This is a genomic window from Priestia sp. P5_B4 (assembly GCF_056400385.1).
Genome location: NZ_JBFULJ010000237.1, coordinates 1 through 5111, shown reverse-complemented (window position 1 = coordinate 5111; position 5111 = coordinate 1). Strand labels below are relative to the sequence as shown.

Below are 5111 nucleotides of genomic sequence, written 5' to 3'. Positions count from 1 at the left end.
GTATTAATGCTATTTTAGCAGTCACATTTTGCTTATTTAGATAGCTCAAAGTAAATTTATACAGAAAAAATAGCATCACGCCATACTATATAAAAACTGACCTGCCAAACTTTCACAGGTCAGTTTTTATATTATTTATTTCCGTCACTTTTTTCTGTCACCATTGGTAAATCATCAACATTTACCTTTTTATAATCGACTATCTCAAACTTAGGTAACTGATTAATTAAATCAATCGTCTTCATACTAACCGTAATCACCGACAGCAACAAATTAAAAATATACTTTGGATCATCACTGAATTCATTCGGATCATCAGTAATACCTGACTTTTTATCTGTTTTGACTTGATATTGGTCAATAATCCATTCAATCGCAGGACGGCCATTAACAACATATTCGTAAGCAACTTCTGGAATGTTTTTAATCGTGATATTTTCATTGAAAATAATCGTATCCAAAACACCTTTTTTCGGATGCTTCATCTTTTTTACTTGGTAGGTTGGTTTGGCGCCTGTGATTTGGATCTCAACACCGTCCCAACATGGTTGGTTTTCATAGTTCAAATGTAAATCAGAAAGTTTGAGACCAATTTCAACGTATTTTTCTTTATTTTTGAGTAAAGGTATACGTGGCAGGGATTTTTGTAAGTCATTAGAGTACTTTTGACGGTATTCTGGGGAATGAAGTACTCCATATATATAATGATATGAATCTAAATCATTCATTCCAAACAGTGAATTTATATTCATATGCTTACCTAATAATCCAGTTGTTTCACCGAACAAGTTAAAACCGCGTCCGCTTGACAATAATCCATATTCAGGAACCTTATCAATAATTAGTGTAGAAAATCCATTTTTACTTCCAGATGGAACATACAATGCATTAATTTCATCGAATCTTCTAAACGCTCCTGGATTTTCATTGAGCGCCTCATCAAAATATAAGTATTTTTTAGTGAAAGGTCGGTATTGACTGATAATCATTTTTTTTGAATTAAATAGCAATTTTTCACCTCGTTTATACTTATTTAGTAAACCACGAGACCATTTTATTTTTGCAGAATCCATTGATACATCATCAACTAAGACTCCTTTTTCTAATTCACTGTTGTAATTTGAAATCAATTTTTGAGAATTATATCTCACACTTTCTTTTGAAAAGCCATAGATCCAAGAGTCACGACCAGTTTGTGTACCTAATGCTTTGGAATTAAATATCACATCGATAGCTGGATAACTCAGATAATTCTCATCACGTTGGTTAATCCAGTCATTATTTTTATCTGGAGTGATTGTTTGCCAAGCTACACCTGTTATAGACTGGCTATCACTTAAGATAGAAAGTTTCTCATCACGGCTAAGATAGTCCCCGATATCATGATAATGTACTTCATGGTCATCACTATCATCTTTAACAAGGATACTAATTGCAATTGGCGTACGACTACCAGAGCCAAAAATTTTACCTCCCTCACGGCGTGAGGTTTCACCTTGTGTACGTTGGTCACCACGTAAATTTAAAATGTACAGATGATTGAATTCTTCGTAAAGTGACTTGCGAAGGCCGTCAGTTGTCCTGCTATCAATAAATGATCCATTTGAAACAAAACCTATTACGCCTTTAGTAGTCAGTCTGTCGCTTGACCAGCGTATCGCTTGAATATATGAGTCTCTAAGAGAATTAAGTGCTTTTGAATTAGAGAATCTTGCATAAGTTTCAGAAATACGATTTTCTACTGTCTCATATCTTATGTTTTGATTACCTTCATTAGCATCATTTTGTCCCATTGAATACGGAGGATTTCCAATAATCGCTGTAATTGGGACCTCTTGTTGACGTTTCAATCGTTCATCATTAGTGCCAAAGAAGCTATCGTCAAGTGTATCTTCTTTTTCAGTTGATTCAAAGGTATCTGTTAAAACAATACCTTCAAATGGTACATAACCTTGTTCATCTCCATTAATTTCATCGAATGTTGCTTCAATGTTGATGGCAGCAATATAATAGCTCAAAAGTATAATTTCATTGGCATGTAGCTCTTGCGTATATTTACGCGTGATATCTGCAGGTGTAATCTCACCTTTATCCATTTGTGATTTGAGATAAGATAACGTGCGAACAATAAAAGTACCTGTTCCCGTGAACGGATCTAGAATATGCACGCCTTGACTAGCAAGTGATTTACCAAAATGGCTCTTCAACACATCATCAACAGATTTAATAATGAAGTCCACTACTTCAATTGGTGTAAAGACAATTCCTAACCGTTCAGTAGTTGCTTTAAACCCTGTTGAGAAGAATTTATCGTATAGGGTAATAATGATTTTTTGTTTCCCCTCTGCATTATCGACACCACTCGCACGCATTTTAACAGACTCATAAAATGGTGCAAGTTTCTCTTGTTCTTTCTCAAAACCAGCCTTTTGCAATTCGTTAACAATGGTTTCCATTGCTTGTGATACGGGATTATTATTGACAAAGCTATATTCGTCAAATAGAGCTTCAAATACTGGTTTTGTAATTAAATGTTGCGCTAGCATTTCAACGGCAGAGTCTTGTGTGATACTTTCGTTGATATTATATTGCAGGCTATGAACAAACTTAGTAAATTCAGTTTTAATAGGATTGTCTTTATCATTAAGGCGTTCATTTATCCATCGGATATAACGTTTAGCAATTTCATTAACGTCTTTTGACCAATCCTCAAGATAGCGTCTATCTCCAACTTTTTGAACAATTTTACCGAAAATAGCATCTTGAATCTCGTCCCAAAGTTGTAGCTCTGTTTGAACTGGTTGCTCTACGTCAACACCTTGTCCATCCTCACCCTCTACATACGGTTTTCTTGGACGTCTTTTACCTGGATTGATGATATCTATATTGTCTGGTTTGTTTTTATTAAGCTGTAACTGATTAACAATAGCGTTAAACCGTTCATCAGTAGCACGCAAAGCATTTAATACCTGCCAAACAGCAGCATAAGTCTTATTGTCATCAAGAACATTTTCAGGCGTTACACCAGCAGGAATAACAATTGGTAAGATGATGTATCCGTACTCCTTACCATCAAATTTACGCATGATGCGCCCAACAGCTTGAACAATATCGACCTGTGATTTTTTTGGTGCAAAGAAGATAACTCCATCGAGGTTTGGAACATCAATTCCTTCAGTCAGAAATTTTACATTGGACAAGACACGAGCTTCATTATTATCGATTTCACCAGCAAGCCAATCAAGTGCTTCTTTCTTTTGTAAAGCATTCAAAGTACCATCGACGTGACGAACATCAATTTGGAAACTTTCTTCAGCATTATCACCTAAATATTCATTCACCACGGAATTAAACTTTTCAGCAATTTTCTTTGAGTTCGCGATGGTATCAATAAATGAAATGGCACGTTTCATCGGTTGGCCACTAACTTTACCAGTGGCGCCTTCACGTTTAATCATTCCATTCCAAACTCCAACAATTCGTCCTACATCATCTAGATTTAATCCGTTCTCCGAATCAGCAAGGGTTTGTTGCAAGTTTTTGGTCATAGCTTCTTCTTCAACAGTCAAGACCATTACTTTGTAATCAGTTAGATAGCCACGCCCAACTGCTTCACCAAAACCTAGACGGAAAATTTCTTTACCAAAAATAGATTCATCATCCATTGAGGAAATAACAACAGACTTTTCAACGCTTTTTGATTTGGCATCATCTGAATAAATTTTTGGTGTTGCTGTTTGGTACAGTCTAAGTTTACCCTTAACGATATCGTTGCTATGAACTTTTGTAAAAGCACTATCTTCTTGACCTTTTTCCTTAAAACCTGTTGTTCTATGTGCTTCATCTGACACAATAAAGTCGAATTCAGGATATCCAAGTTCTTGGGCTTGATGAATGACATCTATTGATTGATACGTACTAAAGATGACGTTCAACGTCACTTTAACGCCGTCATATTTCAAAGACTGATAATTTTTTACAACTTCACCCGCATTCGTGGTAGCTGGGAAGCCAATATCTGTTGCTAAGATATCAGCATCATCGTCATTCGCTTTTTTCTTAGTTGCCTTTCTATCAGATGTAACAGCAAATGAATTAAGATTGAAATCGTCAGAACTATCAGCATTCCAACCAAACAGCGTTTGTGTTAAGAGTTGAATACTCGGTACAAGATACAAGACGTTATAAACTTTTTGATTACTATCTTTGGCAAACTGCTCTACCATTTTCAGTGAGGTAAAGGTCTTGCCTGTTCCTGGTGCCATAACAAGCATTCCACGGTCATGAGTCTTAAAATGCTCTTTCGCAAGTTCAATTGCTTTGTCTTGATAGTCACGTGTTTTCTTGTTTGACTTTACAATGATTTCTTGTGGCTTTTCAAAATCAACAGAAGACCAGTCAACTTTTGAATGGCGCAAGTCAGATAAACCAATTTTTTGAACTTGCTTGGTTTGCGAATCAACTGTATCAAGTGCATTTTGATTCCATTCATCAGTAGTAGAAACAATCATGCCCGCACTATAATAGCTTTTACCGAGTTCTGCAATAAATGAATTGATTTCAGCCTTGCCGACTTTTCCTTGATAAAATTTGGCTTGGATTGCAGTTAGTTCACCCGTATTACGGTTTTTGGCAACCAAGTCCACGCCAGTATCTTTCTTAGGTATACCATATTCTTTTGGTACATCTTTTAGTTGCCAAACATTAGAATATAGATTCTTGTAGATTGGTTCATTTTGCAAATAAATCTGTACTAACTGTTCAAAATAGGTACCACGATCACGTTGGATAGCACCTGCAGATTCATTAATAATTTTAATGAGATGATCAAATGATTGTATAGAAGTATGCATAAATTGTTGCTCCTTATAGTTTAAGAACTCTATCACTAGAGGGTTCTTCTTTTATCGCAAAAATATTCGTTTTTATTATTATATCGTTTTATCGAGGTTATTTCATTTGATTTTGTATTGTACAACCTAATCATTGAACGGCATTAGTAGATCATTTTTCTATAAGGCATGTAATAGTTAACGCTTTTTAAAATAAAATAAGTTAACTGTTACTCTTGTTATTAATATAAAAATTTATTTATAGTGATTAAAATTATA

At 35.1% G+C, this 5111-nt stretch carries 1 protein-coding gene; it reads right to left on the bottom strand.

The genetic code is table 11. The annotated features are described in order from the left end of the window. Nucleotides 1–131: 131 nt before the first annotated feature. Nucleotides 132–4853 (bottom strand): DEAD/DEAH box helicase, encoded by a 4722-nt coding sequence (locus tag AC1DRF_RS16315; protein ID WP_427077105.1) that lies wholly within the window; start codon nucleotides 4851–4853, stop codon nucleotides 132–134. Nucleotides 4854–5111: the final 258 nt, after the last annotated feature.

What these genes read in the sequence shown, in the direction of transcription:
- AC1DRF_RS16315 (WP_427077105.1), bottom strand. Translation starts at nt 4,853, where the DNA reads ATGCATACTTCTATACAATCATTTGATCATCTCATTAAAATTATTAAT.